The sequence below is a fragment of the Actinokineospora sp. PR83 genome (genome assembly GCF_021056305.1).
GTDB classification, from domain to species: Bacteria; Actinomycetota; Actinomycetes; order Mycobacteriales; family Pseudonocardiaceae; genus Actinokineospora; species Actinokineospora spheciospongiae.
This window is the reverse complement of sequence record NZ_JAJCXD010000020.1, coordinates 1-26,703: the sequence shown is the minus strand read 5'-3', so window position 1 is coordinate 26,703 and position 26,703 is coordinate 1. Positions and strand designations below refer to the sequence as shown.

At 72.5% G+C, this 26,703-nt stretch carries 26 protein-coding genes and 1 tRNA gene; 20 read left to right on the top strand and 7 right to left on the bottom strand.

Annotated features, from left to right (window positions below):
* Nucleotides 1-22 precede the first annotated feature (22 nt).
* Nucleotides 23-1,069 (bottom strand): TRM11 family methyltransferase, encoded by a 1,047-nt coding sequence (locus tag L6E12_RS06935; protein WP_236227044.1) that lies wholly within the window; start codon nt 1,067-1,069, stop codon nt 23-25.
* Nucleotides 1,070-1,183: 114 nt separating this feature from the next.
* On the opposite strand from L6E12_RS06935, the gene L6E12_RS06930 reads away from it, so the two are divergent.
* Genes L6E12_RS06930 through L6E12_RS06915 form a run of 4 tightly spaced genes read left to right on the top strand, consistent with a single transcriptional unit; the run spans nt 1,184 to nt 3,510 of the window.
* Nucleotides 1,184-1,792, top strand: a complete 609-nt coding sequence (locus L6E12_RS06930; RefSeq protein WP_236227043.1) for a helix-turn-helix domain-containing protein — start codon at nt 1,184-1,186, stop codon at nt 1,790-1,792.
* Between the two features lie 2 nt (nt 1,793-1,794).
* Nucleotides 1,795-2,511 carry an SRPBCC domain-containing protein gene (locus tag L6E12_RS06925; protein ID WP_236227042.1) on the top strand — a complete coding sequence of 239 codons (717 nt, stop codon included), beginning with the start codon at nt 1,795-1,797 and terminating at the stop codon, nt 2,509-2,511.
* A complete protein-coding gene (locus tag L6E12_RS06920) occupies nt 2,511-2,939 on the top strand; it encodes a DoxX family protein (protein WP_236227041.1) in 429 nt (142 codons plus the stop codon). The genes L6E12_RS06925 and L6E12_RS06920 overlap by 1 nt, the downstream gene beginning before the upstream one ends.
* A gap of 28 nt (nt 2,940-2,967) precedes the next feature.
* Entirely contained in the window at nt 2,968-3,510 is a 543-nt protein-coding gene (locus tag L6E12_RS06915) for a class I SAM-dependent methyltransferase (RefSeq protein WP_236227040.1), read from the top strand.
* A gap of 12 nt (nt 3,511-3,522) precedes the next feature.
* Here the strand turns inward: L6E12_RS06915 and L6E12_RS06910 are convergent, their stop codons facing one another.
* The gene (locus L6E12_RS06910; protein ID WP_236227039.1) at nt 3,523-4,263 is read right to left on the bottom strand and encodes an MBL fold metallo-hydrolase; all 741 of its coding nucleotides are present in this window, start codon (nt 4,261-4,263) and stop codon (nt 3,523-3,525) included.
* 530 nt (nt 4,264-4,793) lie between these two features.
* On the opposite strand from L6E12_RS06910, the gene L6E12_RS06905 reads away from it, so the two are divergent.
* The 8 genes from L6E12_RS06905 to L6E12_RS06870 all read left to right on the top strand — a co-directional run bounded on the left by L6E12_RS06905 (nt 4,794) and on the right by L6E12_RS06870 (nt 13,116).
* The gene (locus tag L6E12_RS06905; RefSeq protein WP_236227038.1) at nt 4,794-6,632 is read left to right on the top strand and encodes a selenium-binding family protein; all 1,839 of its coding nucleotides are present in this window, start codon (nt 4,794-4,796) and stop codon (nt 6,630-6,632) included.
* Between the two features lie 13 nt (nt 6,633-6,645).
* Complete coding sequence (locus L6E12_RS06900) at nt 6,646-8,406, top strand: hypothetical protein (RefSeq protein ID WP_236227037.1); 1,761 nt, start codon at nt 6,646-6,648, stop codon at nt 8,404-8,406.
* Nucleotides 8,407-8,435: 29 nt separating this feature from the next.
* Nucleotides 8,436-8,657, top strand: a complete 222-nt coding sequence (locus L6E12_RS06895; protein WP_236227036.1) for a hypothetical protein — start codon at nt 8,436-8,438, stop codon at nt 8,655-8,657.
* A 30-nt stretch (nt 8,658-8,687) separates the two neighbouring features.
* On the top strand, nt 8,688-8,903 hold the full coding sequence (locus tag L6E12_RS06890; protein ID WP_236227035.1) for a hypothetical protein: 216 nt from the start codon (nt 8,688-8,690) through the stop codon (nt 8,901-8,903).
* A gap of 78 nt (nt 8,904-8,981) precedes the next feature.
* Nucleotides 8,982-10,253, top strand: coding sequence for a YeeE/YedE family protein (locus tag L6E12_RS06885; protein WP_236227034.1), 1,272 nt, complete (start codon nt 8,982-8,984; stop codon nt 10,251-10,253).
* 109 nt (nt 10,254-10,362) lie between these two features.
* Nucleotides 10,363-11,166, top strand: coding sequence for a DNA polymerase beta superfamily protein (locus L6E12_RS06880; protein ID WP_236227033.1), 804 nt, complete (start codon nt 10,363-10,365; stop codon nt 11,164-11,166).
* A gap of 186 nt (nt 11,167-11,352) precedes the next feature.
* Nucleotides 11,353-11,949 (top strand): QsdR family transcriptional regulator, encoded by a 597-nt coding sequence (locus L6E12_RS06875; protein ID WP_236227032.1) that lies wholly within the window; start codon nt 11,353-11,355, stop codon nt 11,947-11,949.
* A gap of 237 nt (nt 11,950-12,186) precedes the next feature.
* Nucleotides 12,187-13,116, top strand: coding sequence for an alpha/beta hydrolase (locus L6E12_RS06870; protein WP_236227031.1), 930 nt, complete (start codon nt 12,187-12,189; stop codon nt 13,114-13,116).
* A 70-nt stretch (nt 13,117-13,186) separates the two neighbouring features.
* On the opposite strand, the gene L6E12_RS06865 is transcribed toward L6E12_RS06870, so the two are convergent.
* Both L6E12_RS06865 and L6E12_RS06860 read right to left on the bottom strand, forming a co-directional pair.
* Nucleotides 13,187-14,203, bottom strand: coding sequence for a hypothetical protein (locus L6E12_RS06865; protein WP_236227030.1), 1,017 nt, complete (start codon nt 14,201-14,203; stop codon nt 13,187-13,189).
* A 372-nt stretch (nt 14,204-14,575) separates the two neighbouring features.
* Nucleotides 14,576-14,650 (bottom strand) — tRNA-Arg (locus tag L6E12_RS06860).
* A 267-nt stretch (nt 14,651-14,917) separates the two neighbouring features.
* On the opposite strand from L6E12_RS06860, the gene L6E12_RS06855 reads away from it, so the two are divergent.
* Together L6E12_RS06855 and L6E12_RS06845 are read left to right on the top strand one after the other, a co-directional pair.
* Nucleotides 14,918-16,018: an ABC transporter ATP-binding protein gene (locus tag L6E12_RS06855; protein WP_236227029.1), complete on the top strand. Its 1,101-nt coding sequence runs from the start codon at nt 14,918-14,920 to the stop codon at nt 16,016-16,018.
* 760 nt (nt 16,019-16,778) lie between these two features.
* Nucleotides 16,779-17,696: a cation diffusion facilitator family transporter gene (locus tag L6E12_RS06845; protein WP_236227028.1), complete on the top strand. Its 918-nt coding sequence runs from the start codon at nt 16,779-16,781 to the stop codon at nt 17,694-17,696.
* Nucleotide 17,697: 1 nt separating this feature from the next.
* On the opposite strand, the gene L6E12_RS06840 is transcribed toward L6E12_RS06845, so the two are convergent.
* The 3 genes from L6E12_RS06840 to L6E12_RS06830 all read right to left on the bottom strand — a co-directional run bounded on the left by L6E12_RS06840 (nt 17,698) and on the right by L6E12_RS06830 (nt 19,989).
* Nucleotides 17,698-18,411, bottom strand: coding sequence for a DUF305 domain-containing protein (locus L6E12_RS06840; protein ID WP_236227027.1), 714 nt, complete (start codon nt 18,409-18,411; stop codon nt 17,698-17,700).
* Nucleotides 18,408-19,202, bottom strand: coding sequence for a DUF3105 domain-containing protein (locus L6E12_RS06835; RefSeq protein ID WP_236227026.1), 795 nt, complete (start codon nt 19,200-19,202; stop codon nt 18,408-18,410). The genes L6E12_RS06840 and L6E12_RS06835 overlap by 4 nt, the downstream gene beginning before the upstream one ends.
* A 109-nt stretch (nt 19,203-19,311) precedes the next feature.
* Nucleotides 19,312-19,989, bottom strand: a complete 678-nt coding sequence (locus L6E12_RS06830) for a DUF3105 domain-containing protein (protein WP_236227025.1) — start codon at nt 19,987-19,989, stop codon at nt 19,312-19,314.
* Between the two features lie 61 nt (nt 19,990-20,050).
* On the opposite strand from L6E12_RS06830, the gene L6E12_RS06825 reads away from it, so the two are divergent.
* From L6E12_RS06825 to L6E12_RS06800, 6 genes are all read left to right on the top strand, one after another.
* Entirely contained in the window at nt 20,051-21,001 is a 951-nt protein-coding gene (locus L6E12_RS06825; protein ID WP_236227024.1) for a DALR anticodon-binding domain-containing protein, read from the top strand.
* An 11-nt stretch (nt 21,002-21,012) separates the two neighbouring features.
* Nucleotides 21,013-22,449 carry a diaminopimelate decarboxylase gene (gene lysA / locus L6E12_RS06820; protein ID WP_236227023.1) on the top strand — a complete coding sequence of 479 codons (1,437 nt, stop codon included), beginning with the start codon at nt 21,013-21,015 and terminating at the stop codon, nt 22,447-22,449.
* Between the two features lie 44 nt (nt 22,450-22,493).
* The gene (locus tag L6E12_RS06815; protein WP_236227064.1) at nt 22,494-23,795 is read left to right on the top strand and encodes a homoserine dehydrogenase; all 1,302 of its coding nucleotides are present in this window, start codon (nt 22,494-22,496) and stop codon (nt 23,793-23,795) included.
* Nucleotides 23,792-24,928 carry a threonine synthase gene (thrC, locus tag L6E12_RS06810; protein ID WP_236227022.1) on the top strand — a complete coding sequence of 379 codons (1,137 nt, stop codon included), beginning with the start codon at nt 23,792-23,794 and terminating at the stop codon, nt 24,926-24,928. The genes L6E12_RS06815 and thrC overlap by 4 nt, the downstream gene beginning before the upstream one ends.
* Nucleotides 24,925-25,818 (top strand): homoserine kinase, encoded by an 894-nt coding sequence (gene thrB, locus L6E12_RS06805; protein WP_236227021.1) that lies wholly within the window; start codon nt 24,925-24,927, stop codon nt 25,816-25,818. The genes thrC and thrB overlap by 4 nt, the downstream gene beginning before the upstream one ends.
* 460 nt (nt 25,819-26,278) lie before the next feature.
* On the top strand, nt 26,279-26,703 hold a 425-nt coding region (locus L6E12_RS06800), incomplete at its 3' end, for a Rho termination factor N-terminal domain-containing protein (protein ID WP_374201843.1).

Below are 26,703 nucleotides of genomic sequence, written 5' to 3'. Positions count from 1 at the left end.
GTGGAAAGCCCGACGATCGCGTTCAGTTGTCCACAGGCTTGCGCGCGACCGCGATGTCGCGGGTGATCGCCTGGTCGACGCGGTGCTCGAAGCCCCGGTACGGACCGTCGTCGAGCGGCTGCAACCCCGCAGAGGCCAGCGCGTCGAGCACCGACTCGCGGCTGGTGACGACGTTGTTCCAGGAGATGCCCAGCGCCCCGCCCGCCCGCAGCAGCCGCGCCCAGCCGGGTGCCGCCGCCGAGATCAGCTCCAGCGGGCTGCGGTCCAGCGGCCGCGGTCCGGCCGCGCGCGACCCGTGCCGGACCCCGTAGGGCGCGTCGCCGACGACCACGTCGAACGTCCCGGCGCGGAAGAACTCCCCGGCCTTCACCGTGTCCGCGTTGACGTAGCCCAGGTCCAGCGCGTCGCCCGCCTTGTAGCTCTCGCGGTCCACGCCGATCGAGGCCTTGAGCTGCCGCCCGACGTTCTGCTTCTCGCGCCGGATGCGCACCACCTCGGCGGTGTGCTTGACCCGCTTGCGCTTGAGCCAGGTCTGCAGGAACGTCGAGTACGCGTCGAAGTCCTGCTGGTCCAGGTCGATCCCGGCGGCGTGCCACCCGTACATGAGCGCCTGGTTGAGCGTCGTCCCCCGCCCGCACACCGGGTCCAGCACGCGCAGCCGCCGGTCGAGCATGTGCGGCGCCGCGGTCGAGGACAGCACGGTCACGTTCAGCAGCAGCTTGGTGAAGTGCTCGTTCGTCTTGCCCGAGTACTTCTGGATGGTCAGCAGGTCGTCGTCGAACCTGTCCAGCCGCCGCAGCTCCACCGGCTCCAGCAGGCCTCCGTCGCGGACGGCGAAGAGGGCGAAGGCCGACGACAGGTTCGCCAGGAACTCCGCGTCGCGGCCGTCGAGGTCGGCGCGGAACCCGACGTAGCGCACGCCCGCGATGTCGGTCTCGGCGATGTCGGTGAGCCGCCCGCCGAGGACGGCCTGGTTGACCACCTCCAGCTCCGCGGTGGTCAGCGCCACCGAGGCCTCGGCGTAGACGCGGTTCGCGGCTGGCTGCACAAGCAGCGCGTACTGGGTCATGGCTCCCGCTGATCAGGTCGGAGAAGTGCTGGTCAGGGGCAGTTTAGAGCATCGAGGAGGCCGACAGGAACAACTGTCTTGACAAATAAAATTGTCGGTGACAGGGTTCTCCCCATGCACGAGGTGGCAGTGATCGAAGACCCGGCCGCGGCCGAGGTCACGCTCGACCCGGTGCGCGCCGGTCTGCTGGCCGCGCTCGTCGAACCCGGCTCGGCCAGCACGCTGGCCGCGGCGGTCGGCCTGCCGCGGCAGAAGGTCAACTACCACCTGCGCGCCCTGGAGAAGCACGGCCTGGTCGAACTGGTCGAGGAGCGCCGCAAGGGCAACTGCACGGAACGGGTCATGCAGGCCAGCGCGGCCTCGTACGTGATCTCGCCCAGCGCGCTGGCCGCGGTCGCCCCCGACCCGGACCGGTCGCCCGACCAGCTCTCCGCCCGCTGGCTGATGGCCCTGGCCGCCCGGCTCGTCCGGGAACTGGGCAGGCTCATCGCCGGGGCGAACGCCGCCGACCGGCGGTTGGCCACCTACGCCGCCGACGCCAGGGTCACCTTCGCCTCCGCCGCCGACCGGGCGGCCTTCGCCGGTGAACTCCAGGGCGCGGTGGCGGACCTGGTCCGCCGCTACCACAGCGAGAACGCACCGAACGGGCGCGAGCACCGCTTCATCGTGGCGCTGCACCCGGCCATCACCCGAGACTTCAGCACGGAAGCCAAGGAGAAGTGAGAATGTCGGAGAAGTTCCAGATCGAGCGCGAGGTCGTCCTCAGCGCCACCCCGGAGCAGGTCTTCGCGGCGGTCACCGACGGCCTCGCGGGCTGGCTGTTCCCCGGCTCGCCGCCCCCGGCCGACGGCACCCCGGACGAGTCCGGCACCCGCGCGCTGGTCTGGGACGCCCCGAACCACCTGCACACCCGGACCGACGGCGAGGGCGGCTGGTTCAACGCCCTGGAGCACATCATCGAGGCCCGCGACGGCGGCACGACCGTCGTGCGCTACGTCCACAGCGGGGTCTTCGCCGACGACTGGGACACCCAGTTCGACGCGGCGGGCAAGCACACGGACTTCTACCTGCACTCGCTCGGGCAGTACCTGGAGCACTTCGCGGGCAGGCCGGTCACCTACGTCGCCGCCCCCGGCACCGGGGCCTCGCAGTTCCCCGGCGCCGTCGACAAGCTGCACGCCGCCCTGGGGCTCACCTCGGACAGCGAGCCGGGTGACAAGATCACCCTGGACATCCCCGGCCTGGCGCCGGTCGAGGGCGAGGTGGACTACCTGGAGGGCCAGTTCGTCGGCATCCGCACCGCCGACTCGCTGCTGCGCTTCTACGCCCGCGAGCCGTGGGGGATGCCGGTCGCCGCCGCGCACCACGTGTTCGCCCCGGACGCCGACGCCGAGGCCCTCACCAAGGCTTGGAACGCCTGGCTGGACGGGGTGTACGCCTGATGCGCACCTCCGACACCACTGTTCTGCGCGCCCGCCTGACCGGACCGGCGGTGTCCGGTGCCGTCCTCTCGGCGGTGCGGGTCGTCGTCGGGTTCCTTTTTCTCTGCCACGGGTTGCAGGGCTTCGGCCTGTTCGGCGGCGTCGACACCATGGGCACGGCGGTGCCGGTCGGCTCCTGGCCCGGCTGGTACGCAGGCGTGATCGAGGTCGTCGGCGGTGCCCTGGTGCTGCTCGGCCTGCTCACCAGGCCCGCCGCGCTGGTCTGCTCCGGGGCGATGGCCTACGCGTACTTCACCGTGCACCAGCCCATGGCGGCGCTGCCGTTGCAGAACATGGGCGAGCAGGCCGTGCTGTTCTGCTGGGTGTTCCTGCTGATCGCGGCGCTGGGCCCCGGCCCGTTCGCGCTCTCGGCGCTGCGGCGGCGCTGACGGCGGGCGCCTGTGGCACGGTGGGCGCATGAGCTGGAACGGCGAGGAGTACCAACGGCGGTTCGACGCGCTGGCGGCCACCGGCACCGACGTCCACGGCGAGGCCACCTTCGTCCGCGCCTTCGCCCCGACCACCGTCCTCGACGCGGGGTGCGGCACCGGGCGCGTCGCCGTCGAGCTGGCCCGCCACGGGATCGAGGTCACCGGCACCGACGTCGACGAGTCCATGCTCGCCACCGCGGCCCGCCTCGGCCCGGGCATCGAGTGGGTTCCCGCCGACCTCACCACCCTCGACCTCGGGCGGGTGTTCGACGTGGTGGTCATGGCGGGCAACGTCCCCCTCTTCACCCCGCCGGGCACCCAGGCGGCGCTGGTGGCGGGCGTCGCGCGGCACGTGCGCCCGGGCGGGGTGCTGATCGCGGGCTTCTCCCTGGACCGCGGCTACGGCACCGCCGACTACGACGGGCACGCGGCCGCCGCCGGGCTCGTCCTCGACTCCCGGTTCGCCACCTGGTCCCGCGACCCGTTCGAGGGCGGCGACTACGCGGTGTCGGTGCACCGGGCGGCCTGACCGGGAACGCGGTCAGAGCAGGGAACGGGCGTGGGCCGTGGCCGCGGCGATGTCCTGGCGGACGACGGGCCCGTGGCCGGGCAGGACCACGTCCGCGTCCACGGCCGCCAGGGTGTCCAGGGCGGCGACGGTCTGCGCCTGGTCGTGGCTGAAGAACGGGCGGAGGAGTTGGGGGCCGTCCACCGACGAGGTGGGGTGGGCGGTGACCAGGGTGTCGCCGGTGATGATCGCGCCCGCGGCGGGCAGGTGGTAGGCGCAGTGGCCGCTGGTGTGGCCCGGGGTGGGGACGGGGATGGGCGCGCCCGGCACGTCCAGCGGGTCCGGGAACGGTGTGGCGGTGGGGATCTCGATGTCCTTCAACGCCCCCGCGCGGACCAGGTAGAGGCTCCAGGACAGGAAACCCGGGCGCCAGAGGTTGGTGAGGACGTCGACGGGGGTGGCCTGCTGGAGGAACTCGCGGCGGGCGTGGCGGGCCTCGGGTTCGGTGCCGTGCACGGGAACCGGCACCTCGGCGAGCAGCCGGGGGAGGCCGCCGATGTGGTCGACGTGGGCGTGGGTGAGCAGGACCGCCGCGATCTGCTCCAGCCGGAAGCCGATGCTCTCCACCGAGTGCCGCAGCGCCGGGAAGTCGGCCGGGTAGCCGCTGTCGACCAGGGTGAGCGCGTCGCCCTCGGTCAGGAGGGTCCAGTTTACGTGGGTGCTCTCGACGAAGTGGACGCCGTCGGCGACCTGCGTCACGGTCGGTGCGGGCACGGTGGTTCCTTTCGGTTATCCTGAAAAGGATTCGGGAAGCCACTCTAACGATCAACGCCCGCCCGGGTTACGGTCGTCGTGGTCACAGGTCCACTCGGGAACTTCCCGCACGCCTTCGTGGACGTTCCGGAAAACCCGTTTGCCGCTGGTGGAACGGTTCAGTTGGATACCGGTGGTAACGCGACCCGGCTGATGATGCACTCAGAGTAGTCACTGCTGCTCCGAATGGGGTAAACGCAGCTTCTCTCAGGCTCGTCTCAGCTTGTGGCACCAATTGACACCCCCCGACCGGGGTGGTGATGCTCTTCGGCATGCGCTCCTCACTCCCCCTGGTCTGGCGGCTCCACGTCGACCTGTGCCTGCAGTCCAGCGCGCTCTGATCAGTCCGAGTAGGACTATCCACTCCCGTTAGACCCCAAGTATTCCCGCGGCCCTGCCGTGTGGACTCCCGACGCGTGCCCTGAGCGGGTCGGGAACTGCCGCGCGCCCGAATCCGGGCGCGCGGATCCGCATCGAACACGGAGACAGTCATGTCCCTGAAATCGCAACGGTGGCGCAAGGGCCTGGTCGGTCTGCTGACCGGTGTCCTCGCCGTCGGCGCCGTCACCTACAGCGGCGAGAACAGCGCCGCCTACGCCGATGTCCAGACCACCACCGACAGCAAGGTGGCCTCGGACGGCAAGTCCTACTGGGTCAAGAACCACCTCGTCGGCGATGCCGCGAACCGCTCCGCCGCAGCGGAGGGCAAGCGCAAGGAGTGGCTGCTGGTCTGGGCCGGTGACGAGAACATCGCCGACACCCTGGTCAAGGACCTGAAGAACCTGCCCGGCTCGCTCGCCGGTGGGCTCAGCAAGATCACCAACGCGCTGCCCGGCCCGGACTTCCTGGCCGTCATCGACGCCACCGAGGGCTCGCCGACCTACGGCCACGTGGTCAACACCGCCACCGTCGGCCCGCTGGTGGAGAACGAGCCGCACCACATGCAGTACGTGTGGCACAAGGGCGACACCATCTACGCCGGTGCGCTCTTCGCCGCGGCCACCTACGCCTTCGACGTGAGCGCGCTGCCCGAGCTCAAGCTCAAGGGCGTCAGCCTGCCCACGAACACCCTCGGCGGCTCGGTGCCCGACGCGTACTGGACCCTCAAGGACGGCACCGCCTACGGCACCTACATGGGCGGCCCGGTCGTGCCCGGCCCGTACGTCTACGCCAACGGCCAGACCGCGATCTCCAACGGCTTCGCGGGCAGCCCCGGCGCGGTCGTGCGCTTCGACTCGACCGGCAAGGTGCTCTCGCAGACCTCGGCGGCCACCCCGCAGGGCGACGACCCGAAGCTGTGCGCGAACCTGCCGCAGCTGGGCAAGCCGACCTGCGCCAACCCGCACGGCATCCAGGCCCGCGAGGACCTGAACACGCTGGTCACCAGTGACTACGCCGAGCCGCGCAACATCATCCTGGACCCGATCAAGCAGCCGTCGCCGTACCTGCGCCGCCCGACCGTGCGGACCTGGGACATCACCGACCGCAACAACCCGAAGCTGCGCGCGGTGTCCTACCTGCAGGACGGCCCCCGGGCCAACGCGGCCGACCCGCTGCACAACGAGAGCCGCGCGGTCATGGAGACCACGGTGACCAACCTGCCCGGCCACAAGGGCGCCTTCGCCCAGACCATGCAGGGCGGCGCGGTGCACTACACGCCGGACATCACCGCCGCCGAGCCGCACTGGTACGAGGTGTTCGACGACGGTTCCGCAGCCAAGGCCATCTACGCGGGCAACGACTCCAACGGCGGTGGCTCCAACGGTGGCTGGATCCAGACCAGCCCGGACGACAAGTACCTCTACCGCGCCATCACCGGCCGCGGCAAGGGTGCGCTGGGCCCGAACGACCCGGGTTCCACCGGTGGCGTCTACGTGCTCGACATCCAGAAGCTGGTCGCGGCGGGCACGGACTTCAAGTGCCGCATCGACACCATCGCGGAGGCGCAGAACGGCGGCGCGGAGGACGATTGCCCGACCGTCGCCGGTGCCGCGCCGATCAACCCCGGCCAGGCCGCCGCGGGCCCGCACTGGGGCGCCTACGACAACTTCACCCTGGGCGAGGACGGCTACTACCACGAGACCACCTCGCCGGAGCGCATCGCGGTGTCGAACTACTTCGTCGCCCGGTCCGGTCTGGACGGTGACCACAAGGTGAACATGCTGAAGCTGGGCCAGGACGGCAAGGTCAGCGTGGACACGAACTTCAAGGACGAGTTCAGCGGCCAGGTCGGCATCAACTTCAACCGGCAGGCGTGGCCGCACGGCCAGTTCGGCAACGCCAAGCCCCACTCGGAGATCTTCGTCGTCGCCGACGCGGACCTGAAGTAGGCAGGTAAATCCCATGGAGCACCCCCACGGTGGTTTCGACGGCGCGCTCGGCACCGGTACTTCGGCGCTGCTGCTGGCGCTGCGCCTGGTCCTGCTGCTGACCGGCGCTGTCGTGGCCGGGATCGGTCTGCTGCGCCCGCAGTTGACGGCCCTGCCGCGCCGGGTGGTCGTCGTCGCGGCGGTCTCCGCCGCGGTTTCGGCGGCGCTCGCCCTGGTGTCGGTGGCGGTGGCCGACGTGCACTGGCTCGGCGCGGTCGGGCACGTGCTGCTCGTCGCGGCGGTGCCCGCGCTGCTGCCCCTGCCCACCCCCGCCCGCTGGGTGGCGGTCGCGCTCGGCCTGCTGCTGGTGGTCGAGACCACCGCGGGGCGCTCCGGGGTGGACTTCGCCCTCGACACCGCCTACGTGGCCGCCGCGGTCGCGTGGTTCGGCTTCGCCGCGCTCACCCTGCTGGTGCCGCCGTCGCAGCACCGGCCGGGTGGGCCGCGGCCCGGCCCGCTGGCCCTGACCCTCGGCGGCGTGCTCGTGGTCGCCGGGGCGGTGCGGCTGGTCGGGTCCGGGCTGGCCTTCGACCGCAGGGTCGTGGGCACCCCGGCGGGCCTGGTGCTGCTGGCGGCGGTCGCACTGCCGCTGGTGGTCACCGTGCTCGCCGCGTCCTTCCGCGCCGGGCCGAGGGCCTACCGGTACGGCACGCCGGTCGTCGCGGCCGGGTTCCTCGCCTGGACCGCCATCGCCGCGGTCCCGGCGGCGCCCGCGCTGCCGGTGCCCGGGGTGCCGGTGCTGGCCGACACCGCGGTCGCCGACCGGCTGGTGCCGGTCCTCATCAGCCCCCACCGCCCCGGCACCAACCTGGTGCACTTCCCGGCCAGCGCCGGTGCCGACCTCAAGGTCAGCGCCGACGGCGGCCCCGAGGTCGCCGCGGTCCCGCGGCCGGGCGCGGAGGGCACCTGGGCGGAGGTGGAGCTGCCCGAGGGGCGGTCCGACGTGACCGTCTCGCAGGGCGGGTCCAGCGACACCGTCGCGGTGGACACCGGCACCGAACGCGTCGACACCCGGGCCACCGGGGACGACGGGCCGGAGTGCGCCAGCGCCGCGCTGGGCGGTCTGGTCACCGGGCGCGCGGACGTGCTCGCGTCCTGCCCGGCGGACGCGCTGTCCACCCAGGACGACGAGGCGCTGCGCAAGCTGGTCGGCTTCCTCGCCGCCCGGGGCGCGGCGGGCGTCGCGCTCAAGTCGGACTCCTCGCCGCGCGGTGTCCGGGCGGCCGAGGTGGTCCAGGAGGCGGCGTCCGGGCTGGGCCTGCGCGTCGACCCGGACCAGGGCACCGACAACGCCCTGGTCGTGGTCGGCGGCTGGGCCACCGCGGCCACCGCGCTGAGCACGGCGGGCATCCAGCAGAGCGAGGCTGCGGTGTACCCGTACGGGCTCTACGTCGCGCCGTGGCTGCTCAACACCCCGCTGGTCAGCTCGGTCACCACGGTCGCGGTGCCGCTGCGGTTCGACCCCAGGGAGACCCAGCCGGTCACCTACGCCATCGAGGTCGGCAACGCCTTCGGCGGCGAGAGCCCCACGCTGGCGGGCTTCCACGCCTGGCTGGGCGACCGCCGCGGCGACGTCGACGGCGAACCGCGGGTGTTCGCCGCGGCCCAGGTCAACGTCATGGCCATGGGGCCGGGCGAGCCGCACGCGCCGGGGATGCCGATGAACGAGGAGCTGCCCGGCCAGTGGGTCGCCAAGGCGACCATCGTGCCGGTCAGCGGAGTCCTGCTCGACTGAGAAACCACCACACAGCAAGGAGATCCGACATGAAGAAGGTTTCCCGGGTGCTCGTCACCGGAATCGCCGCCGCCGCGCTGAGTGTCGGCACGGCCGGGATCGCCGGTGCCGACACCGCGGTCACCACCCAGGACAACACCTCCGTCTGGCTGCTGCCCGGGGTGGACCTGGGCGTGTTGCTCGCCCCCACCACCGCGATCCCGGGCGCGCTGGCGCCCGTGTTCGACCTGCTGCGCTTCATCGGCGGCTGACCCACACCCCGCTCTGACAAGGAGACAACCATGCAGAACAAGTTCGCCCGCACGCTGGTCGCCGTCACGATCGCCGGTGCCGCGTTCGTCGGCACCGCCGCCCCCGCGCTCGCCGACCCGGTGATCGTGGACCAGCCGGACACCAGCGACCTCAACGACATCTACACCTTCGCCCCGCTGGGCATCCCGGTGTTCGGCCTCGTCCAGTCGGTCGTCCGCGCGGTCAACGGCATCATCCCGGTCTAGCACCACCGCCGGGCCGCCCGACTCCCCGGGCTCGGGCGGCCCGGCCCACCCCATCCCCCCGATACCCCTGGAGTCCCGGTGTCCGCGACAACCGAGTCGAACCCCGAAGAGCAGAGATTCCTGTCCTTCCCCACCTCCTGCGCCGCCCCCGTCCCGCCGCCCGAGGAACCGGTGCGCGTCGTGCCGCTCGTCGTCGCCGGTGTGCTCGCGATCGCCCTGACCGCCTACGTGTGGGCGTCGTACGGCCCGAAGTCCGGGGTGCTGCTCATCCTCGGCCTGGGGCTGGGCCTGGCCCTGTTCCACTCCCGCTTCGGGTTCACCTCGGCGTGGCGCCAGCTCGTCGCCGTCGGCAACGGTGCCGGGGTCCGCGCGCACTCGCTGCTGCTGGGCACCGCCGCCACCCTGATCGCGCTGATCGTGTCCACCGGCTCCGGCCTGTTCGGCTCGGTGCCCAAGGCCACCGCGGGCCCGATCGGCCTCGCCCTGTTCACCGGGGCCATCCTGTTCGCCGTCGGGATGCAGCTCGGCGGCTCCTGCGCCTCCGGCACGCTGTTCGCGGTCGGCTCCGGCCAGTCCACGATCGTGTTCACCCTGTTCGGGTTCATCGCGGGCTCGGTCGTCTACACCGCCGCGTTCCCGGTCTTCGACGGCTGGCCCTCGGTGCCCGGCGTGCTGCTGTCCGACCACGTCGGCTGGTTCGGCTCGTGGGCGATCACCATCGCCGCGCTCGCCGTCATCGTGCTGGCCACCCGGTTCGTGCAGAAGCGGCGCAACCCCCCGCCGGTCGACGTGGTGCCCACGGCCTCCGGGTTCGCCAGGGTGCTGCGCGGCTCGTGGCCGATCCTGGCGGGCGCGGTCGTGCTGGGCGTGCTCGCGGGCGCGGTCTTCCTGGTCTCCGGCGGCATCTGGGGCGTGACGTTCGCGTTCGCCCTGTGGGGGGCGAAGTTCCTCCAGCTCATCGGCCTGCACCCGGAGACCTGGGAGTTCTGGCGGACCGCGTCGAACGCCAAGGCGCTGGCCGGTTCGGTCTGGACGGACAAGACCACGCTGACCAACGTCGGCATCATCCTCGGCGCGGCGGTCGCGGCCTCGCTGGCGGGCGCCTGGAAGCTGCACAGCTCCATCCCGTGGCGCACCGCGGTCGCGGCGGTCCTGGGCGGTGTCCTGATGGGCATCGGCGCGCGGCTGGCGGGCGGCTGCAACATCGGCGCCTACCTCGGCGGCGTCTCCACCGGCAGCCTGCACGGCTGGCTGTGGGGCCTGTTCGCGCTCGGCGGCACCTGGATCGGGCTCAAGCTGCGCCCCCTGTTCGGCCTCGGCAACCCCGTGCCGACCGACAGCGTCTGCTGATCAGCGGAAGGTGACCGGGCGTGTCCTCCACGTGAGGACGCGCCCGGTTTTCCTTGTGGGGAGGGAAAAACGGGTGCGGGCGAACCGGTCGCCGTGCCACGATCCTCGGGTGACCACGACCGAGCAGCACACCGAGTACGGCGACCGCGACACCGCCCTGGGCGGGGAGATCCTGCGCACCGTCGTGGGCTCCGGCGTGCACGGCATCGCCATCGAGGGCACCGACGACCACGACGAGATGGGCGTGTTCGTCGAACCCGCATCGGTCGTGCTCGGCGTGGCGGACCCGGTGCCCCACTACGTCTTCCGCACCCAGCCCGAGGGCGCCCGCTCCGGCCCCGGCGACACCGACCTGGTCGTGTACTCGCTGCGCAAGTACCTGCGCCTGGTCGTCAAGGGCAACCCGACGGCGCTGCTGCCGCTGTACGCGCCTGCGGAATCGGTCCTCGTGCGGACACCGCTGGGCGACGAACTGCGCGCACTGGCGCCGAAAGCACTGTCGCAGGAGGCCGTGCACCGGTTCCTGGGCTACATGAACGCCCAGCGCGACCGACTGCTCGGCCACGGCAGGCGCAGCGCCGTGCCCAACCGCCCCGAACTCGTGGCGCAGTACGGCTACGACGTCAAGTACGCCTCCCACGCCCTGCGGCTGGCGTACCAGGGCCTGGAACTGGTGACCCACGGCCGCCTCACCCTGCCGATGCCCGAGTTCGAACGGGAACGCGCCCTGCGGGTCAAGCGCGGCGACGAACCCGACCTCGCTCGGGTCCTCGCCGAGATCGCCGACGTGCAGTCGCGGATCGAGGCGGCCCTGGCGGCCGGGGACACGCCGCTGCCGCCCGCTCCCGACCTGGCCGCGGTCTCCGCGTGGTCGGCCGAGGCGCACCGGCAGCACTGGGCGGGGCAGCGCTGAGAATCGCGTGCCCGACCCGCCTCCCGGCGGAGCCGCCGTCCCCCGGCTCCGCCGGTTTGGCTCCACCGACACCTCGGCGTTCAGCCACGCCGCCGAGCGCTGGACCGGCGTGGCCCCCCATGGCCCGGCCGCGCTCCCGGCCCCGGCCGTCCGAAGTCGAGGGCCCCGGGGACTAGGCTGCCGCGCGTGACCGTCTCGACCGACGACATCATCCGGCACGCGGCCAGGGACCTCTTCAACGGGACGCGCCTCGACCTGAGCCGGATGTCGGCCGAACTGGGGATCTCCCGGGCCACCTTCTTCCGCCGGGTGGGCAACCGGGAAGACCTGATGGGCGCGGCGCTGCTGCTGCTGTCCGACCGCACCTGGGCGGACGCCACCGCCCGCTGGCGCGAGGCCAACGGCGACGCGCCGCGCGACGCCGACGGCAGGCTCCGCTGCCTGTGGGTCATGGAGTCCTACCGCCGCGAGGTCGCGGCCAGCGACGGGCTGCGCAAGCTGATCGACAGCGAACCGGTGGTGGCCATGCGGGTGCTGACCGACCCGCGCGGCCGCGTGCAGCCGACCCTCATCGAGGCCCACACGGCGCTGATCGGCGCGGACGCCGAAGCGCTGGGCCTGCGCCCGCTGGTGGGCCTGTCGGACCTGAGCTACGCCGTCGTCCGCCTCGGTGAGTCCTTTTTGTACGCCGACGTCCTGGCCTCGCGCACGGTCGACCTGGCGGTGGCCACCACCCTCCTCGACACCCTGGTCCTCGGCGCGCTGGGAACGCACACCGGGTAGCAGGCAGGCGGCCCGCTCACCCGTTCGGTCGATGTGAAACATTTCGACCAAGTGTTTCACTGACGGGGCGGTCGCACCCCCGGCCGCAGATTCCGCCCCCACCGCGTCCCAGTCGCGACCACCGGACGGCGGGACGCGCAACAGCAGGATTTCCCCACCGGGAAACGGCTCCCCCTGCTGAAGGCCACCACTCGCGGGCCGCAACGCCGCTGCCCCGAGCCAAGGGAAAGGTCGACGATGACCCCACTCGCCAGCCCCACCACCCCGCCGGCCCGCCCCCGCCCCGCGGGCCGGTGGCGAACCCGGTTCGCCGCCCCCCTCGGTGTCGCCCTCGCCCTGGTCGCGGGCGCCACCACCGCGGTCGACGCGGCCCCCCTCGCGGACAACCCGTACGAGCGCGGCCCGGCCCCCACCGTCTCCAGCATCGAAGCCTCCCGGGGCTCCTTCGCCACCGCCACCACCACGGTGTCCGGCCTCAGCGTCACCGGCTTCGGCGGCGGCACCATCTACTACCCCACCAGCACGGCCCAGGGCACCTTCGGCGCCGTCGCCGTCGCCCCCGGGTTCACCGCCTACCAGTCCAGCATGGCCTGGCTCGGCCCCCGCCTGGCCTCCCAGGGCTTCGTGGTGTTCACCATCGACACCAACACCACCCTCGACCAGCCCGACAGCCGGGGCAGGCAACTGCTCGCCGCCCTCGACTACCTCACCGAGCGCAGCTCCGTCCGCAGCCGCATCGACAGCAGCCGCCTCGGCGTCATCGGCCACTCCATGGGCGGCGGCGGAACGCTCGAAGCCGCCAGGTCCCGCCCCACCCTGCAGGCCGCGATCCCGCTGACCGGCTGGAACCTCACCACCAACTGGTCCACCAACCGGGTCCCCACCCTCGTCGTCGGCGCCCAGTCCGACACGGTCGCCCCGGTCGGCGCCCACTCGATCCCGTTCTACAACAGCCTGCCGTCCACTCTGGACAAGGCATACCTGGAACTGCGCGGCGCCAGCCACTTCGCCCCGAACACGTCGAACACCACGATCGCCAAGTACACCATCTCCTGGCTCAAGCGCTTCATCGACAACGACACCCGCTACGAGCAGTTCCTCTGCCCGATCCCGTCCACCGACCTCCAGATCTCGGTCTTCCGCGGCACCTGCCCGCACTCCTCCTGACAGTCGAACCCGAGTCCCCGCGGGACACCACCACGGTGTCCCGCGGGGGCTCGGTCGTGCGCGTGGGCTGCTACTCCCACATCCCCCGCAGGTGAGTGCGGCGTTCCGCAGGGGCGTCCTCGCGTCGGAATTCCCCGTGTCCCACTCGGTAGAGGCAGTCGATTCCCAGCTGGTTCAGGTACTTGACGTCCATCTCGGTGGGTCGCCACGGGAAAAGGGCGGAAAGACGGCTGACCGGACCTGAGTGGTGGAAGGCGTAATCCAACAGCTGTCCCACGGCCAAGCGGACCATCTGGTGGTCACCGGTGCTCTTGGCTTCCAGGATCTCGTGCCCGTCCGGCCCGAGGACGTACAGGTCCGTGTAGCCGACCGGCGTTTTGAGCCTGCTCACCTCCACCCCCGTCAAGTGTTGCCGGTACTCCTCCACGAGCAGGGCCTCGGCCCGGTTGACGAAGATCTCCCCGGCTTCCTTGCGATAGGAAGTGGCATGGGTGCGCACCGATTCTGGCTGCACCACCTTCGACCCGGATTCGAGGGCTTTCGCCACAGCCTCTTCGAGGGCGGCTGTCTCGGCCACCTCGGCACTGGGGGTGATGTGGAACTCGGCGAGAATCGCGTCCACCAGTTCGCCGCGGATCAGCCGCAGCCCCATGAAGTTGTCGCCCTTGTCATACCCGCACACCTCCTGCAACTTGCTGTAGGGGTAATCGACCGACCGGAAGCTCTGCAGGCTGAAAACGTTGGTGAACGGTTCTTTACCCTTGTCCGCTTCCCACAGGGTGGCGGCGAACTCGGCATTGCGGAAGACGTACCCCACCTCGCCGATGCCGCGGATCTTGCCCGCGCCGGTGAAGAGGACGACATCACCGGTGCGCAACTGGTCGAGTTTTCTGTCCTGAAATGCCGTGGCGCCCCAGAACCGTGCGGAACCTCGGGGGTGCAGGGCGTGCAGCGCGTCGCGCTGCTCTCGCGTCAGCAGCCCGTACCGCTGAGGAACAACGAACGGCACTTCCTGTTCGAGCGTGTCGTCAGCCCGCTTGCGTGGGTTGCCTTTGGCGTAAGCAGGCTGAATCGCGATCAAGACCACTACCCAGATCCCCCTCCAGGATTCCCGTCGGACGCACACGTCGTCCGAACGGCGCTCCAGGATTCTGTCTCACTCCCAGATACAACGGGAAGCGGCCAGTCCTGACAGGGGCTGGATCAGAGGGGGCGCGTTTCCCCGCACGAGGAGACCGGCATGTCGGCTCAAGCGGTGTGTTGACCTGTGTGCTGCTGTTGCGCTGCTCAACACATGTTGACCACCGAGGTGTCGGGGGTGTCCGCCGTTCCGGAAGGACCGCGCCGCCGCACACGAAGCATGGGTGGAGTCCGAAAAGCCGACTCGTGCTTGTCTTGCCCGGCCGGTCAGAGGGGCCTTGACAAGCACAGAACCCGCTGATCAGCGGGTTCTGTGGTGTGGTGCCCCCGGCAGGATTCGAACCTGCGCTCCCGCCTCCGGAGGGCGGTGCTCTATCCCCTGAGCTACGGGGGCCCGTTGCTCGTTCGTGGAAGAGCCTAGCGCATACCCACAACCGGGTTGTGGGCGGGAGGGGTGCCCGGGAGGACGTGTCCCGGTGACCGGGTTCCACGGGAACGGGCGGGGAGCGCGGTGCGCGGTGCCCGGCTGGGTCGGAAGTGGTGCCCGAGTGTGCCCGGGTGGCGGGCGGTGGGCCTGGTGTCGGGGGTGTGACCTGGGGCATTCTGGGGTCTCGCGCCCGGGTTCGGGTGGGTGGTGGTGATCACTTGGAGGCGAGGCAGCGTGGCCGAGGTCCGGTATGAGGCGGCGTCGAGGGTGTATTCGGGGAGTCCGCCGGTTCGGGCGGTGGACGGGTTGGACCTGGAGGTCGCCGACGGGGAGTTCCTGGTCCTGGTCGGTCCGTCCGGGTCGGGGAAGTCGACGGCGCTGCGGATGTTGGCGGGCCTGGAGGACGTCAACGAGGGGGTCATCCGGATCGGGGATCGGGATGTCACCAATGTGCCGCCGAAGGGTCGGGACATCGCGATGGTGTTCCAGTCGTATGCGTTGTACCCGCATATGACGGTGGCGCAGAACATGGGGTTCGCGTTGAAGTTGCAGGGGTTGGCGAAGTCGGAGATCGAGTCCAAGGTGCAGGAGGCTGCCAAGCTCCTGGACTTGGAGAAGTATCTGGCCCGCAAGCCGAAGGCGTTGTCGGGTGGGCAGCGGCAGCGGGTGGCGATGGGTCGGGCGATCGTGCGGGATCCGGCGGTGTTCTTGATGGATGAGCCGTTGTCGAACCTGGATGCGAAGTTGCGGGTGGAGACGCGGGCGAACATTGCGGCGTTGCAGCGGCGGTTGGGGACCACGACGATCTATGTGACGCATGATCAGGTTGAGGCGATGACGATGGGGCATCGGGTGGCGGTGCTCAAGGATGGGTTGTTGCAGCAGTGCGACACGCCGCGCGCGTTGTACGACCGGCCTGCGAACGCGTTCGTCGCCGGGTTCATCGGGTCGCCCGCGATGAACCTGCACGAGGCGCCGGTGACCGGGGCGGGGCTCAGGCTCGGTGGGCTCGATGTGGACCTGCCCCGTGCGGCGAACACCGCTGTGCGCGACGCGGGGTTGGACAGGGTGACCGTGGGGGTGCGTCCGGAGTCGCTGGCGCTGGCGCCCTCGGGGACGGCCGGTGGGTTCGAGCTGGTGGTCGAGCTGGTCGAGGAGTTGGGCGCCGACGCCCTGGTGCACGGGTCCGTGTTGGGGGCCGAGGGGGGCGACCGGCTGGTCATGCGGGTCGACGGGCGCACGCCGCCCGCCCTGGCCCAGACGGTCACGGTGACGGTTCGCGACGCCACCGAGCTGCACCTGTTCCACCCGGGGACCGGCGAGCGCCTGGTCTGAGTTCCGCCGACCCCGTCGGGCCGCCGCGAGTGGCCCGGCGGGGTTTCGCGCGCCCGGGGTCAGGGTTGCTGTCCACTCGGGACCACCGGGTCCGTCCCCTCGGGAATGGCCTGCAACTCCATGCCGCCCTTGGGGGGCTTGGTGTCCTCCTCCGGAGTGGGTTCCGGGGCCACGTGCGGGAGTGGGGTGGGCGGAGGCGGGGGCACGAGGATCGCCCGGGGGAGCGGCGTCGGTTCGGGGTGGGGTGACGGGGTGGGGTCCGGGGTGGGAGCGGGTGGGGGGAGCGGCGTCGGGTCCGGGGTCGGGACGGGGCGGGGCCGGGGGGTCGCGTTCGACGGTGGGATGGGCTGGGGGAGTGGGACCGGGTCGGGCGCCGGTTCGGGGTGCGGGGCCGGTGCCGGTGCGGGCTCCAGGGCCGGGGGGACCGGTCTGGCGGGGAGGGCGGCGGGCTCGGCGCCCGTGGGGTGGTGGGCTTCGGGGGTGTGGGGCGGGGTGGCCCCGGAGCCCTGGGTGGTGAGGCACAGGGCGGCGAGTGCGGTCAGTGCGGCCGCGCGAGCGGTCGTTGCGGGGATCGGCACCGGGGCCTCGATTCCTTGTTGCGAATGCCTCGCTCTCCGTCTAGCACCCTGGGCGCGGGATCTCGTGCCGGAATCGGGTTTGCCCCACATTCGGGTGACGGGTGCCAGGTGGTGAGCACCCCCTTGCACTCATGCGCGGTCACGCATATGTTGGCTCGGGGTTCACGCGGAAGGGGCGAGCGGTGGGGCACGGACACGGTCACGGGCACGGCGTCGCCGCCAGTGCCTCCGGGAAGCTGGTCGGCAGGCTGTGGGCCGCCTTTGCCATCGCCTCCGCCATCATGGTGGTCGAGTTCGCCGTCGGCGTCCTGACCTCGTCACTCGCCCTGCTCTCCGACGCCGCCCACATGCTCACCGACGTGGTGGGCGTGGGCCTGGCGCTGGCGGCGATCGTGGCGGCCTGGCGGTCCCGGGCGCGGGCGAACCGGACCTTCGGGGTCTACCGGGGCGAGGTGCTGGCGGCGCTGGCGAACGCGGTGCTGCTGTTCGGGGTGGCCGGGTACGTGGTGTTCGAGGCCGTGCAGCGCTTCGCCGCCCCGCCGGAGGTGCCCGGGGTGCCGGTGCTGCTGGCGGCGCTGGCCGGGCTGGCGGCGAACGTCGTGTCGTTCCTGCTGCTGCGCGGTGGCGCGCAGGAGAGCCTCAACGTGCGCGGGGCCTACCTGGAGGTGCTGGCGGACCTGGTGGGGTCGGTCGGCGTGCTGATCAGCGCCGTCGCGACGCTGCTGTTCGGGTGGCGGTACGCGGACCCCGTCATCGGTGTGGCCATCGGGCTGTGGGTGCTGCCGCGCACCTGGTCACTGGCCCGGCGGGCGCTGCGCATCCTGTTCCAGCACGCCCCGGAGCGGGTGGACATCGACGAGCTGACCGCGCGGCTGGCCACCGTGGCCGGGGTGAGCGGGGTGCACGACCTGCACCTGTGGACCCTGACCTCGGGGATGGAGGTCGCCTCGGCGCACCTGACGATGGCCGAGGGCGCCGACCAGGCCGACGTGCTCCAAGCGGCCCGGGAGCTGTTCGCCGTCGAGTACGGCATCGAGCACGCGACGCTGCAGGTGGAGTGCGCGCGGTCGGCGAGCCGGTGCCACGAGCTGAGCTGGTAGGTCAGGACGGCAGGGGCGAGGCGCCGCGCGCGGTGATCATGCCGGTGAGCAGGGTGCTCTCGGCCCCCTGGGCGGTCTTGATCTTCTCCGCCAGGTTGCGGACGTACCCGAGCTGGGCGTGGTCGGCGGCGTAGCCCGCCATGTCCTGGCCGCCCTCGTGGTGGCGCAGCATCAGCTGCAGGAAGTAGACGTCGAGGTCCCTGCCGGACAGGGAGCGCAGCCGGGCCAGTTCCTCGGAGGTGGCCATGCCGGGCATCCGGTCGACGCCGTCGGCGGTCATCGCCATGTGCGAGTGGGCCGTGGTGCCCGACATCCAGCGCATGTGCTTCTCACCGGGCGGGAGCAGGTTCGGCTGGTTCCAGGTGGTGAGCCAGCCCGACATCTGCCCGCTCTGGTCGAGCTGGGTGGTCTCGATGTCGAACGCCAGCCGGACCACCTCGGGATCGGTGGAGCGGTCCCTGGCCAGGCCCGCCATGGTGATGGCCTGCAGGTGGTGGGTGCGCATGTCCTGGGCGAACCCCACGTCGACCGACTCGGCGGTGGGCGCGGCGTCGGAGCCCGCGACCGACAGCGTGATCAGCATGCCGATGGCGGCGCCGACCAGGAGCACCACCAGGGCCGCCGCGGAGTAGACGAGCCAGCCGCGGCGGGTGGCCCTGGCCGTCCCGACGGCGGGGTCGCCGTCGGGACGGGTGTCGGGGGCGGCGGGGATCACTGGCCCGGGGCGGCCGCGCTGGTCGGGGCCATGCCGGTGTCCGGTGCCGTGCCCGCGGTGCCGCTGTAGTCCATCGGCAGCGCGTCCGGGCCGGGGTCGGCGACGAACGGCGGCGGGTCGGCCAGGTTGAACCCGCTCTGGTTGCTGTCGCAGGAGCCGCCGGGCTCCGGGTTCTGGTAGTTGTTCGCGCGCAGCGACTTGATGAACTGGTCGATCCGGGCGTCGTCTGCGCTGTCGAGCTTGAGCTGGTGGCCCCAGGACTGCAGCGAGATCGGCTTGTCCAGGCCGGGGTAGGGCGACATGGACATGTACGGCACGCCGTCGACCTTCGCCTTGAGGGTGTCCAGCGCGCCGCCGGAGACCTGGTCGGGGTTGTAGGTGATCCACACCGCGCCGTGCTCGAGGGTGTGCACCATGTTCTCGTTGCGCACCGCGGTCGGGTAGACCACGCCGGTGCAGTCGGCCCAGACGGCGTCGTGCGGGCCGCCGAAGGGGGGCTTCTGGTCGTAGGCCACGCGCTGGGTGGGGGCGACGTGCACACCCTGGGCGTAGGTCACCTTCACCACACCGGGGATGTTCGCCGACGGGTCCTGGTTGTCCTCGGAGACGGTGAACTCCTTGGCGGAGTTCACCTTCATGATCGCGTAGGTGAACACCACCCCGGCGACCACGAGGACGGCGAGCACCGCGAGGATCGTGCCCCAGGGCTTGCCCTTGTTCGCGACCACGGAGGCGCGTGCGGCCTTGACGCCGCCGCCCTTCTTGCCCTTGTTCTTCGTGCCGCTGGCCATGCCGTCCTCGGGCTTCTTCTCGACTGAGGAGGCCCGACCCTGATCTCGGCGAACCTCGTCACGGGGAATAGTGCACAGGCCAGTCTAGGGAACCGGTGTCTGGTTCCCGTCAGGACCCGGTGACGGGGATCGCGTCCGGGCCGTACGGGGCCGGGTCGAACGGGCGCGGGTTGTCGACGTCGAACAACCGGGGGTCGACCGAACCGCAGCTCGCGCCGGGCTCCGGGGACAGGTACGGGTTGGTGCGGGTGGCGGTGGTGAACTGGTCGATGCGCGGGTCGTCGACCGAGTCGACCTTGAGCTGCCTGCCCCAGGCCTGCACAGACACCGGTTTGTCCTGGTCGGGGTAGGGCGACATGACCATGTACGGCTGGTCGGTGACCCGCCGGGCCAGCGCGTCGAGCTCGGCGCCGGTGACCTGGTCGGGGTTGTAGGAGATCCACACCGCGCCGTGCTCCATCGAGTGGACGAGGTTCTCCGAGCGCACCGCCACGTCGTAGACCACCCCGTCGCACTGGGCCCACGACGGGTCGTGGTTGCCGCCGAGCGGGGGCGCGTGGTCGTAGGCGACGCGGCGGGTGGCCAGCACGTGCTCGACCTCGCCGTACTCGACCGCCAGCACCCCGGGGATGCGCGTGGTCGGGTCGCGCTCGGAGTCGGTGGGCGCGAATTCCGCCGCCGCGCCGCTGCTCGTCGAGGGCGCGGCGCTCTCGACCGCGGTGCCCGACGCGCAGGCCGTGAGCAGGCAGGCGGCGGCGATCGGGACCAGCAGGCGGGGAGCGCGCATGCCACCGAGTCTAAGCGCGTGCGGGTCTTGTCCGGGGCCCGCCGCTCTCTAGACTCACCCCGTGACCCGGCACGCGCTCGCCGACCTGGTGCGTTCCACCGCACTGGGTGTCCTCGGCGATCGCGGGCTCGACCCGGCGGGCGTGCCCGCCGCCGTCGCCCTCGACGCCCCGGCCGACCCGGGCCGGGGCGAGTACGCCACCGGGGTCGCCCTGCGCGCCGCGGGCCCGGCCGGGACCAGCCCCGTCGAGCTGGCCGGGTGGCTGGCCGAGGCGCTGACCGGCGCAGGCGGGGTCGCCGAGGCGGCGGTCTCCGGCCCCGGGTTCGTCGCCCTCTGGCTCACCGACGACGCCCGCGCCGAGGTCGTCCGCACCGCGCTGGGCGCCGGTCCCGCCTTCCCCGGCGTGCCGCGCACCCCGGTGACCGGCCCGGACGCGCGGCCCCGGCTGGTCGCCGAGGTGCTGACCAGGCTCGGCGCCGACCCGACCGGCGTCCGGGTGGGCCCCGCCACCGCCGGACCCGGCGTCGAACCCGACTCGCTGCGCTTCGCCCTGCTCGCCACCCGCGCCGGGGACCCGGTGCGGGTCGACCCCGCGGTGTGGGGGCCCCGGCTGCCGCCGAACCCGGCGTTCCGGGTCCGGCACGCGCACGCCAGGGCCGCCTGCCTGCTGCGCGGGGCGGCCGACCTGGGCCTGCCGATCCCCGGACCGGACACCCCGGCTGCCGGGCTCGTCCCCCCGGCGGACACACTGGGACTGGTCCGCGCGCTCGCGGACCACCGCTGCGCCCTGGTCGAGGCCGCCCGGCTGCGCGAACCGCACCGGGTCGCCCACGCCGCGGCGGAGTTGGCCGAGGCCACCCACGTCCTCGCCGACGGGGGTCGGATCCTCCCCCGGGGGGACGCCGACGCCCACCCGACGAGCGCCGCGCGGCTGGCACTGTGCGCGGCCGCGCGGCGGGTGCTCGCCGAGGGGCTGGCAGTGCTCGGCACCGACGCACCGGAACGGATTTAGGACACCTGAGCATGAGGGCACACCCGGCGGGACCGCGGCACGCGGAGATCCTCCCGCCCGGCAACACCGCCAGCGAACGGCCGACCAGCGCCGCGGCGCTCGACGAGCTGTACCCCGAGGTCTGGCCGCGCAACGCGGGCCGCGCGGACGACGGCGCGGTGCGGCTGGCGGGCGTGGACGTCCGCGACCTGGCCGAGACCTACGGCACACCGCTGTTCGTGGTGGACGAGGACGACTTCCGCTCCCGCTGCCGCGACCACGCCGAGGCCTTCGGCGACCCGGAGCTGGTGCACTACGCGGCCAAGGCGTTCCTGTCCGTGGAGATCGCCCGCTGGGTCGCCCAGGAGGGGCTGAGCCTGGACGTGTGCAGCGGCGGCGAGCTGGCGGTGGCGCTGCGCGCGGAGTTCCCGCCGGAGCGCATCACCCTGCACGGCAACAACAAGTCGACCGACGAGCTGGCCCAGGCGCTCGACGCCGGGGTCGGGGCGATCGTGGTCGACTCGTTCCTGGAGATCGCCCGGCTGGACAAGCTCGCCCGCGACCGCGGCACCCGCGCCCCGGTGCTGATCCGGGTGACCGTCGGCGTCGAGGCGCACACCCACGAGTTCATCGCCACCGCGCACGAGGACCAGAAGTTCGGCTTCTCGCTGGCCGGTGGCGCCGCGGCCGAGGCGGCCCGGCGGGTGCTCAAGTCCGGGGGGCTGAGCCTGGTCGGGCTGCACAGCCACATCGGGTCGCAGATCTTCGACGCCGACGGCTTCGAGATCGCCGCGCACCGGGTCGTTGGCCTGCTCGCCGAGCTGCACGCCGAGCACGGCGCCGCGGCGCTGACCGAGCTGACCACCGTCGACCTCGGCGGCGGCCTGGGCATCGCCTACACCGCCCAGGACGACCCGCCTCCGCCGCGCTGGCTGGCCGAGCAGCTCAAGGCGGTCGTGGCCAAGGAGTGCGAGCAGGCCGGGCTGCCGGTGCCGAAGGTGGCCGTCGAGCCGGGCCGGGCCATCGTCGGCCCCGGCACGGTGACCCTCTACGAGGTGGGCACCACCAAGGAGGTCGCGCTGGGCGCGGGCACCGGCCGCCGCTACGTCAGCGTCGACGGCGGGATGAGCGACAACATCCGCACCGCCCTCTACGACGCGCTCTACGACACCCGGCTGGTGTCGCGGTCCGCGGGCGAGGGTGAGCGCGGTTCGCACGCGGTGCTGTCCCGAGTGGTGGGCAAGCACTGCGAGTCCGGGGACGTGGTGGTGCGAGACTGCTGGTTGCCGGACAACCTGGCCCCCGGCGACCTGCTGGCGGTCGCGGCGACCGGTGCGTACTGCTACTCGATGGCCAGCAACTACAACCGGTTGCCCCGGCCCGCGGTCGTGGCGGTCCGCGACGGGCGGGCCCGGCTGCTGCTGCGCCGGGAAACCGTGGACGACCTGTTGAGACTGGAGGCCCTGTGACTGGCTCGGTGACCGGCTCGGCGACCGGCGCTGCCGCGGGACCGATCGGGGGGCGGCCGATCCGCGTGGCCCTGCTGGGCTGCGGGACGGTCGGCACCCAGATCGTGCGGCTGCTCACCGAGCAGGCCGACGAGCTGGCGGCCCGGATCGGCACCCCGGTGGAGCTGGTCGGCATCGCGGTGCGCCGCGCCGATCGGCACCGGGAGGTCCCGGCGGAGCTGCTGACCACCGACGCGGCGGCGCTGGTCGCCCGCGACGACGTGGACGTGGTGGTCGAGGTCGTCGGCGGCATCGAGCCGACCAGGCAGTGGCTGCTGACCGCGCTGCGCGCGGGCAAGTCCGTGGTCACCGCCAACAAGGCGCTGCTGGCCGAGCACGCGGGCGACCTGTTCAGCGCCGCCGACGCCTCCGGCGCCGACCTGTACTTCGAGGCGGCGGTGGCGGGCGCGATCCCGCTGCTGCGCCCGCTGCGCGAGTCGCTGGCCGGGGACCGGATCACCCGGGTCATGGGGATCGTGAACGGCACCACCAACTTCATCCTCTCCGCGATGGACGAGACCGGCGCCGGGTACGCGGAGACGCTGGAGGAGGCGGCCCGGCTGGGCTACGCCGAGGCCGACCCGACCGCCGACGTCGACGGCTACGACGCCGCGGCCAAGGCGGCCATCCTGGCCTCGCTGTCCTTCCACACCAGGGTCACCATGGGCGACGTGCACCGCGAGGGCATCTCCGCGGTCACCCCCGCCGACGTGGCCGCCGCCCGCGGCCTGGACCGCACGATCAAGCTGCTGGCCATCTGCGAGCGCGTCGAGGCCGCCGACGGCACCGCCTCGGTCGCGGTGCGGGTGCACCCGGCGATGATCCCGCGCAGCCACCCGCTGGCCGGGGTCGGCGGCGCCTTCAACGCGGTCTTCGTCGAGGCGGAGGCCGCCGGGCAGCTCATGTTCTACGGGCAGGGAGCAGGCGGTGCACCCACCGCCAGCGCCGTGCTCGGCGATCTGGTCGCGGTCGCCCGCAACCGGGTCGTCGGCGGGCGCGGACCGCGCGAGTCGGCCTACGCCGACCTCGCGGTGCGCCCGATCGCGCAGGCCTCGACCAGGTACCACATCAGCCTGGACGTGGCAGACCGCGCGGGCGTGCTGGCGGCGGTCGCCGCGGTGTTCGCCGAGCACGAGGTGAGCATCTCGGCGGTCCGGCAGGAGGGGCGCACGTCGGACGCGAGTCTGGTGATCGTGACCCACTCGGCCTCAGACGCCGCACTGCGCTCCACTGTGGACAAGATCGCGGGGCTGCCGTTCGTCAACCGGGTGGTCAGCGTGATGCGGGTCGAAGGCGAGGACCAATGACATCTTCCATCCCCACCGGGACCATCTCCACCGGGGCCATCTCCCCCCTGGCCATCCCCACCCCGGCGGGCGGGTCCCGGCCCGGGTGGCCGGGGATCATCGAGGCCTACCGGGACCGGGTCCCGGTCCCCGAGGGCGCGAAGATCGTGAGCCTGGGGGAGGGCAACACACCGCTGCTGCCCGCCCCGCACCTGTCGGAGCTGACCGGGGCCACGGTGTACCTCAAGGTCGAGGGAGCCAACCCGACCGGCTCGTTCAAGGACCGCGGCATGACCGTGGCCGTCACCCACGCCCTCGCCGGGGGTCTGGAGGCGGTGATCTGCGCCTCCACCGGCAACACCTCCGCGTCCGCGTCGGCCTACGCCGCGCGCGCGGGCCTGACCTCGGCGGTGCTCATCCCGCGCGGCAAGATCGCCCAGGGCAAGCTCGCCCAGGCGGTCGCCTACGGCGCTCGGGTGCTGCAGATCGACGGCAACTTCGACGACTGCCTGGAACTGGTCCGCAAGACCGCGGCCGAGTACCCGATCGGCCTGGTCAACTCGGTCAACCCGGTGCGGCTCATCGGCCAGAAGACCGCCGCCTGGGAGATCTGCGACGTGCTCGGCCGGGCCCCGGACGTGCACTGCCTGCCGGTCGGCAACGCGGGCAACATCACCGCCTACTGGCGCGGGTACTCCGAGTACGTCGCCGACGGGCTGGTCGAGGCCGCGCCGCGGATGTTCGGCTTCCAGGCCTCCGGCGCGGCGCCGCTGGTGCTGGGCGAGCCGGTGGCGAACCCGGAGACCATCGCCACCGCCATCCGGGTGGGCAGCCCGGCGTCCTGGGCCGGTGCGGTGACCGCCCGCGACGAGTCCGGCGGGCTGTTCGACAAGCTCACCGACGAGCAGATCCTCGCCGCCTACCGGCTGCTGGCCCACCGCGAGGGCGTGTTCGTCGAGCCGTCGTCGGCGACCAGCGTGGCCGGGCTGCTGCTGACGGCCGCCGACGGTCGGCTGCCCGAGGGCTCGGTCGTGGTCTGCACCGTGACCGGGCACGGCCTCAAGGACCCGGACACCGCGCTGCTGGGCCTGTCCGAGGTCGAGCCGGTGCCGGTGGACGCCACGGCGGTCGCGTCCGCGCTGGAGCTGCGGTGACCGCGGTCCGGGTCCGGGTGCCCGCCTCCACGGCGAACCTGGGCCCGGGCTTCGACGCGCTCGGCTTGGCCCTGGGCCTCTACGACGAGGTCGAGGTCGAGCGCACCGCGGGCGGGGTGACCGTGCACGTCGAGGGCGAGGGCGTCGCGGCGGTCCCGCTCGACGAGACGCACCTGGTCGTGCGCAGTCTGCTGGCCGCGTGCGAGTTGCTGGGCACGGAGCCGGGCGGCTTCGCGCTGCGCTGCACCAACACCATCCCGCACTCGCGCGGCCTGGGCTCGTCGGCCTCGGCGGTGGTGGCGGGCATCGCCGCGGCCTACGGCCTGGCCGGGCGCGACCTCGACGAGGACGCGCTGCACCTGGCCGCGGAGTTCGAGGGGCACGCCGACAACGTGGCCGCGTCCCTGCTCGGCGGCCTGGTGCTGACCTGGGCCGAGCACGGCCCCGAGCGCGGCAAGGCCCGCTACCGCGGTGTCCGGCTGGAACCGCACGCCGACCTGAGGCCGGTCGTGGCGGTGCCGGACACCAACTCCGCCACCAGGGTGACCAGGGGACTGCTCCCCTCGGCCGTCCCGCACGCCGACGCCGCGTTCGCCGCCGGGCGGGCCGCGCTGGCCGTGCACGCGGTCACCACCGCCCCGCACCTGCTGCTGCCCGCCACCGCGGACACGCTGCACCAGGACTACCGCGAGAGCGCCTACCCGGCGACGCTGCGGCTGGTCCACGCCCTGCGCGCGGCCGGGGTGGCCGCCGCCCTGTCCGGCGCGGGTCCCACGGTCCTCGCGCTGACCACGGACGGTGTTCTCCCGCCCGGGGTCGACGTCACCGGTTTCCGGGTCGCGGAGCTGCCGGTGGACCGCACGGGTGTCCGGGTGGACACGCTCGGCTGAGCGGGAATACCGCCCGTGCCCGCCGCGTTGTGCCGAACGGGCGCATTCGTGACGCAGATCACGGGGTCTGCGGGCGGGGCGCGTGCGACGCGCTGTGAACCGGTTGTTGCACCTTGAGTTATGGCCGTCTACCCTCGGGGTCGTTCAGTCACCGCGCGCACGGGCGCCCGGTGTCGCTCCCGGGGAATCTTTCCCGGGTCGCATCATCTGCCGGGGTATCGGCCCAGTCCTTCTCCAGGGTTCGGGCCGGGGCTCGCAGGTTCCCGATGATCGTGGTGACCAGATGCTCCCTGTTGGCGGCCGAGTCGCACGACTGGCTCAACGCCTGGCCGATATCGCGGCCGGGGTGGTCAAACGGAGGAGAGATACGCCGTCGCGCATTCCGTCGGACGGCGGTCCGCTGGTCCACGTAGGAGGCGGGGACCGGTCAGGAAGGACTTGTGTGAGCAATACCGATTTGTTGAGCAGCGACGCTGCCGAGTCCACGGACAAGGCGCAGAACACCGGTGCCAACGGAGGCACGCCGAAGCGTCGCGCGGGCCTTTCCGGCATGGTGCTCGCCGATCTCCGCGAGCTCGCCGGTCAGCTGGGCATCTCCAGCACCACGGGGATGCGCAAGGGCGACCTCATCGCTGCCATCAAGGAGCGCCAGGGTGGTGGGCCGGGCGGGTCCGACGCCCAGCAGCTCCCCCTGAACGGCACCGAGGCCGAGGCCCCGGTCAAGCCCAAGCGCGAACCGCGCCGGGCCACCCGGGCGACCGCGCCCGCGAAGGTCGCCGAGGCCGTCGAGGCAGCCGCCGCGGTGGGCGCCACCCCCGCGGTCGAGGCACCCCAGCCGCAGGCCGAGGTCAGGGCGGAGGCCCCGGCGCAGGCCAGGGTCGAGAC

Bases quoted from the DNA above. Each gene is read 5' to 3' on its own strand.
- L6E12_RS06830 (WP_236227025.1), bottom strand. From the start codon at position 19,989: ATGCGCGCTCCCCGCCTGCTGGTCCCGATCGCCGCCGCCTGCCTGCTC.
- L6E12_RS06930 (WP_236227043.1), top strand. From the start codon at position 1,184: ATGCACGAGGTGGCAGTGATCGAAGACCCGGCCGCGGCCGAGGTCACG.
- L6E12_RS06895 (WP_236227036.1), top strand. From the start codon at position 8,436: ATGAAGAAGGTTTCCCGGGTGCTCGTCACCGGAATCGCCGCCGCCGCG.
- L6E12_RS06835 (WP_236227026.1), bottom strand. From the start codon at position 19,202: ATGGCCAGCGGCACGAAGAACAAGGGCAAGAAGGGCGGCGGCGTCAAG.
- thrC (WP_236227022.1), top strand. From the start codon at position 23,792: ATGACATCTTCCATCCCCACCGGGACCATCTCCACCGGGGCCATCTCC.
- L6E12_RS06870 (WP_236227031.1), top strand. From the start codon at position 12,187: ATGACCCCACTCGCCAGCCCCACCACCCCGCCGGCCCGCCCCCGCCCC.
- L6E12_RS06925 (WP_236227042.1), top strand. From the start codon at position 1,795: ATGTCGGAGAAGTTCCAGATCGAGCGCGAGGTCGTCCTCAGCGCCACC.
- L6E12_RS06920 (WP_236227041.1), top strand. From the start codon at position 2,511: ATGCGCACCTCCGACACCACTGTTCTGCGCGCCCGCCTGACCGGACCG.
- L6E12_RS06900 (WP_236227037.1), top strand. From the start codon at position 6,646: ATGGAGCACCCCCACGGTGGTTTCGACGGCGCGCTCGGCACCGGTACT.
- L6E12_RS06935 (WP_236227044.1), bottom strand. From the start codon at position 1,069: ATGACCCAGTACGCGCTGCTTGTGCAGCCAGCCGCGAACCGCGTCTAC.
- L6E12_RS06890 (WP_236227035.1), top strand. From the start codon at position 8,688: ATGCAGAACAAGTTCGCCCGCACGCTGGTCGCCGTCACGATCGCCGGT.
- lysA (WP_236227023.1), top strand. From the start codon at position 21,013: ATGAGGGCACACCCGGCGGGACCGCGGCACGCGGAGATCCTCCCGCCC.
- L6E12_RS06915 (WP_236227040.1), top strand. From the start codon at position 2,968: ATGAGCTGGAACGGCGAGGAGTACCAACGGCGGTTCGACGCGCTGGCG.
- L6E12_RS06905 (WP_236227038.1), top strand. From the start codon at position 4,794: ATGTCCCTGAAATCGCAACGGTGGCGCAAGGGCCTGGTCGGTCTGCTG.